General features: G+C 37.4%; 5 protein-coding genes and 4 pseudogenes. All 9 read left to right on the top strand.

The annotated features are described in order from the left end of the window. Positions 1-910: pseudogene (gene mafB / locus DFR77_RS12160) on the top strand (polymorphic toxin MafB class 3); the annotation flags it as partial. Further along, positions 876-1,082 carry a CPCC family cysteine-rich protein gene (locus DFR77_RS12155; RefSeq protein ID WP_002235294.1) on the top strand — a complete coding sequence of 69 codons (207 nt, stop codon included), beginning with the start codon at positions 876-878 and terminating at the stop codon, positions 1,080-1,082. The pseudogene mafB and the gene DFR77_RS12155, both read left to right, overlap by 35 nt. A 20-nt stretch (positions 1,083-1,102) precedes the next feature. Beyond that, on the top strand, positions 1,103-1,462 hold the full coding sequence (locus DFR77_RS12150; RefSeq protein ID WP_003702519.1) for a hypothetical protein: 360 nt from the start codon (positions 1,103-1,105) through the stop codon (positions 1,460-1,462). A 230-nt stretch (positions 1,463-1,692) separates the two neighbouring features. After that, positions 1,693-1,998: pseudogene (locus DFR77_RS14285) on the top strand (MafB family polymorphic toxin); the annotation flags it as partial. Then, the gene (locus DFR77_RS14280; protein WP_003706393.1) at positions 1,990-2,442 is read left to right on the top strand and encodes a hypothetical protein; all 453 of its coding nucleotides are present in this window, start codon (positions 1,990-1,992) and stop codon (positions 2,440-2,442) included. The pseudogene DFR77_RS14285 and the gene DFR77_RS14280, both read left to right, overlap by 9 nt. A 3-nt stretch (positions 2,443-2,445) precedes the next feature. Further along, on the top strand, positions 2,446-2,847 hold the full coding sequence (locus DFR77_RS12140; protein WP_003688156.1) for a hypothetical protein: 402 nt from the start codon (positions 2,446-2,448) through the stop codon (positions 2,845-2,847). A 398-nt stretch (positions 2,848-3,245) separates the two neighbouring features. Continuing rightward, positions 3,246-3,589: pseudogene (locus DFR77_RS12135) on the top strand (hypothetical protein). Between the two features lie 17 nt (positions 3,590-3,606). Beyond that, positions 3,607-4,500, top strand: a pseudogene (locus tag DFR77_RS12130) (MafB family polymorphic toxin); the annotation flags it as partial. Positions 4,501-4,503: 3 nt separating this feature from the next. Continuing rightward, complete coding sequence (locus tag DFR77_RS12125) at positions 4,504-4,914, top strand: hypothetical protein (RefSeq protein WP_003690957.1); 411 nt, start codon at positions 4,504-4,506, stop codon at positions 4,912-4,914. The last annotated feature ends 428 nt before the right edge of the window (positions 4,915-5,342 follow it).

The following is a 5,342-nucleotide window of genomic DNA, read 5'->3' as shown; positions in this document are numbered from 1 at the left end:
ACTGATATGGGAAAACGACCCCGATAAAAATTGGCGGGCTAACCGTATGGATGATATTCGCGGCATCGTCCAAGGTGCGGTTAATCCTTTTTTAACGGGTTTTCAGGGATTGGGAGTTGGGGCAATTACAGACAGTGCGGTAAACCCGGTAACCTATGCGGCAGCACGGAAAACTTTACAGGGTATTCACAATTTAGGAAATTTAAGTCCGGAAGCACAACTTGCCGCCGCGAGCCTATTACAGGACAGTGCTTTTGCGGTAAAAGACGGCATCAATTCCGCCAGACAATGGGCTGATGCCCATCCGAATATAACAGCAACAGCCCAAACTGCCCTTGCCGTAGCAGAGGCTGCAGGTACGGTTTGGGGCGGTAAAAAAGTAGAACTTAACCCGGCCAAATGGGATTGGGTTAAAAATACCGGCTATGAAAAACCTGCTGCCCGACCTATGCAGACTGTAGACGGGGAAATGGCCGGGAAAAATAAGCCACCGAAACCAAGTACGCAGCAACACTCTACACACTCTGATAACAATATCGGCTTACCTGCCCCATATGTTAAACCTGATACATCTATTTCTCCGACAGGAACAATTCAAGACCGCATCAGATGGACAAAATCCAAGTTTCCTACTGAGAAATCTTTAAATGGACATTTCAAAGCTCATGGAAAAGAATTTGGCGATATAACCATTGAAGACTACCAAAAAATGGCGTCTGATTTGTTATCAAAACAGACATCGGACAAGATATTAGGTTATCAGACGGAACATAGACGAGTGCGCTATGATATCAATAACAATATCTATGTTTTGGCCAATCCAAAAACATTCAAAATCAAAACAATGTTTAAACCAAACTTAGGAAAGAAGTATTATGATGGAGAATTCAAAAAAGACATGGGAAATTGACGGAGAAATATGGCTACATTGTCCTGTTTGCGGAACTGAAGTTATGGACTATGATATCTGTGACGTTTGTCAGTGGCAAAATACAGGAGAAACTAATATAGATGGTGGTCCTAATGAAATGACACTTGCGGAGGCGAAAGAAGCTTACGCAAAAGGCTTACCAATCAGATAAATAAGCACCTAGAGAAACCAATGATGACGGAACCCCATGGTTACCCATCAAATAATTTACCTGTTAAAATCATAAATGATATTATTTATGCAACCCAGTTAGTCGAAGATTTGGTTTTAGGAAAAATAAAAATTGTTGATTTTTTAAAATCATATAACAATTTTTATTATTGGCTTGGTTTTGATGAGTTACCTCAATCTGAGAAAATAAAATTTCTAAACTATCTCAATATATTAAGTATTCATAAGGAAATACAAGATAAAACTGTGAATAGGGTTTATACCGATTGTTTTGATATTGATAAATTACATTCGCTTGGCAGAATTACAACTAATGAATGTATTAATGGTATAAAAAAATCTATCAAAAAAACAAATTAGAATTTGACAATATACTCAAATAACTAGCCTATGTTTTGTAAAATAAAAATATTCTTGCTGAGTGTAGAGCCAGAGATAAAAAGATTTGATAGTAGTTTGCAGTTGTAGAATTATATAAACAAGAAAATAGTCAGCAGCCGTAGGTCGGATTCTCGAATCCGACATTTTCCAACAGCGGCATTTCGGAAACGATAGATGCGTCAAATATTTTTGTCGGATACAAATATCCGACCTACATCTCTGCGCAGCAAACTTTACAAGATATTAATGAATTAGGAAATTTAAGTCCGGAAGCACAACTTGCCGCCGCGAGCCTATTACAGGACAGTGCTTTTGCGGTAAAAGACGGCATCAATTCCGCCAGACAATGGGCTGATGCCCATCCGAATATAACAGCAACAGCCCAAACTGCCCTTGCCGTAGCAGAGGCTGCAGGTACGGTTTGGGGCGGTAAAAAAGTAGAACTTAACCCGGCCAAATGGGATTGGGTTAAAAATAACGGTTATAAAAAACCTACTGCCCGCCATATGCAGACTAAGGCGTTAGGTACGGTAGATGAAATTGGCAATACAGTACAGCAGGTTGGGAAACAGACTAGCGGACAAAAAACCAGCGGTGGTAATCCTGCGATTGATAGCGACCCCTATAGCCCGAGTAGTGTGTCAGCTCGTATAGAAGCCGGTAAGGTGCGCAGTGATTTACAAATCAAAGACATTTTGAGCAATACTACTCAAAGGAGTAAAACAAAAGGTCCCGCTGTTCAGTATGATAAAGTGGGGGATTACAATGACGCACTAAATGATTTTAATAGTCTGAATGTTCGAAATGTACAAACACGTCCTAATGGAACGATAACGGGCAATTTACCTGATGGGCGTGCGGTTAATGTTCGTAATGATAGCAGTGGTGGAGAACCAACACTTGAAATAACAATTAGTAATAACCGAAAAATAAAAATCAGATATGGAAATACACGATAAATTATGAAATTAAAAAGCTTAGATTTCCCAACTGGCTATTTCTATTTTGATAATGCAGCAATAAACTTTGATAAAGTAGAAGTTATAGCAGTTGGTTATAGAAATACGGGTAAAACCATAAAAATTTCTATTGAGGATGTTATTCATTTTAGGGTTGTTGATGAATCGTATTTTATAGATACTTTTATGGATTTAATTTCGGAAGATGCAGATAGAGCTTTGCTTCATGAAAATGGTGGTCAATCTTTTTTCGAACTTCTTGATGAGCGTTATGCGGCATGGATATCGAAAGAAAGTTATTTTCCTTTGAATAGAGAATTCTTTAAATACTATATTTTTATGTTTGAGCAAACATTCATAGAAATAATTGGTTCTAGTGCAACGTATTCAATTATTGAGAGCTAGCGTAAGATGAGTAATAAGTTGCCTATCTTTCTTTCAGGCAGCCTGAAAATAAAATTACTCGTGTAATGAACCACGCACTTTAAACAGCACAGGTATTTTGATGAGAATGGCATGGCAATTAAGTATATTGGTTTCTACATTCCGTCCGCAATATTCGCGCCTTCCGCATTGAACAATGGTCAGACTTTACGGATATAGCCGTAGGTTGGATTCTCGAATCCGACATTTTCTAACAGCGGCATTTCGGAAACGATAAACGCGTCAAATATTTTTGTCGGATACAAATATCCGACCTACATCTCTGCGATGGGGTACCTGTATCAGTGAAGGGAAATTTTGTCGATGGTAAATTTCGCATTGGTACGGCAACAATGAAATCATTTTAAATTGAGCTAGAAATGAACCTAGAAAATTATGAAAACATTTTAATAAAATTACTTTTTCATCATAACAACTTAGTAAATGAATATTCTTATTTTATTGAGAATAAAAACTTATTTAAAATAGTATCTCGAACTAAAACGAGTAAGGGCTTTTTTTTCACTATAGAAAAACCATTAAATTTTCTAAGCAAAAAAACTTATTTTGAATTTAATTTTAAATATTTACACTCAGGGAAAGAACACTTTGGTTCGTTTATGTGCTGGATAAATACTAATTTAATGGAATTTGAGGGAGTTTTTTTAACGACCCGCTCCCTGATAATATGATAATAAATAACTTTTTTGAAATAAATGATTAACGATATACCAATAAACCAATAAAAATTGGTGGGCTAACCGTATGGATGATATTCGCGGCATCGTCCAAGGTGCGGTTAATCCTTTTTTAATGGGTTTTCAAGGAGTAGGGATTGGGGCAATTACAGACAGTGCAGTAAGCCCGGTCACAGATACAGCCGCTCAGCAGACTCTACAAGGTATTAATGATTTAGGAAAATTAAGTCCGGAAGCACAACTTGCTGCCGCGAGCCTATTACAGGACAGTGCTTTTGCGGTAAAAGACGGCATCAATTCCGCCAGACAATGGGCTGATGCCCATCCGAATATAACAGCAACAGCCCAAACTGCCCTTGCCGTAGCAGAGGCCGCAACTACGGTTTGGAGAGGTAAAAAAGTAGAACTTAACCCGACTAAATGGGATTGGGTTAAAAATACCGGCTATAAAAAACCTGCTGCCCGCCATATGCAGACTTTAGATGGGGAGATGGCAGGTGGGAATAAGCCAGCGAAGCAAGCTACTCCTAATGGCAAAGCTGGCGTTTCTACACAACAATCTTTGCAAAATAGTCTCGTTCCACAAAAAAATTATACGCATACTACCTATAATGGTGGATCAGCTATTACAGATGGCAAATATATTACTGACCCTCTCAGTATGGTACGACACAAACCTGATGCATCTAGTCTAGACAAGATAGATAGCAAAAGTTTATTTAAATCAGATGTTGATGCGGAAAAAGCTACATTAGATGCTGCTAGATATGCAGATAAACATAATTTATGGGATAGTCAAAATAAGGCAAAAGTTCCAACGAACGACGTAGTTGGCTATACAGACGGAAAACCGACACATATAATTAACATTTATCGTAGAAAGCCGAATAAAGATGGGATTAGACCTGTGCATGGAACACCAGGTAAGGAACGTTGATTTATGAAAATTTATAATTTAGATAATATTATAACTTCATCAGCATTGAGTCTGTATAAATCCACTTGGGTTAAGTTAGATTTAATATCTTGTGCTAAATTTATCATAGAAGGAACGAATTTTACTTTTGATTGGGATGAAGGAATTGAAAATTGGATAGTTTTTTTTCATAAAAACAAAGTTATTGGTTATTTGTGTGCAAAATTACCTTTTGCTATATTAGACAACGAACAATTAAAAAATCAGCTATATCACAAATATCCTCATGTATTAACCTTACAAATTAAAAATATTGAAACTGAAAAAATATCTTTAAATGTAAACATTTGTAGATTAACGTTATGCCCATCATTTCATGATGAACATGATACGCTTGTTTGTTCAGTGCAAGATTTTTATGTAAATACTGTTTAACTAGCAAGCGCAGGCTGGATTAAAACCTAAATCATTGATAAAAAACATAAAACAAGCATTCTGAAATTTTTCAGGCTGCTTTTTTGTTGGGTTTGGTAACCCAATCTACTCGCTGAAAATTAGCAGAGGACGTAAATGGCTATTTATGATTTAAACGAAATCGTAACCCGTGCTGCATTAGGTATATATAAAGGAAAATGGCGAAACATGGATTTTGAGCAAGTTCTACAAAACATTGTTCAGCAACCGTAGGTCGGATTCTCGAATCCGACATTTTTCAACAGCGGCATTTCGGAAACGATAGACGCGTCAAATATTTTTGTCGGATACAAGTATCCAACCATACGGCAATCATACGGGTAACTCCGCCCCATCCGTAGAGGCTGATAACAGTCATGAGGGGTATGGATACAGCGATGAAGCAGTGC

It is taken from the genome of Neisseria gonorrhoeae (genome assembly GCF_003315235.1).
GTDB classification, from domain to species: domain Bacteria; phylum Pseudomonadota; class Gammaproteobacteria; order Burkholderiales; family Neisseriaceae; genus Neisseria; species Neisseria gonorrhoeae.
This window is presented reverse-complemented; position numbering and strand designations above follow the sequence as displayed.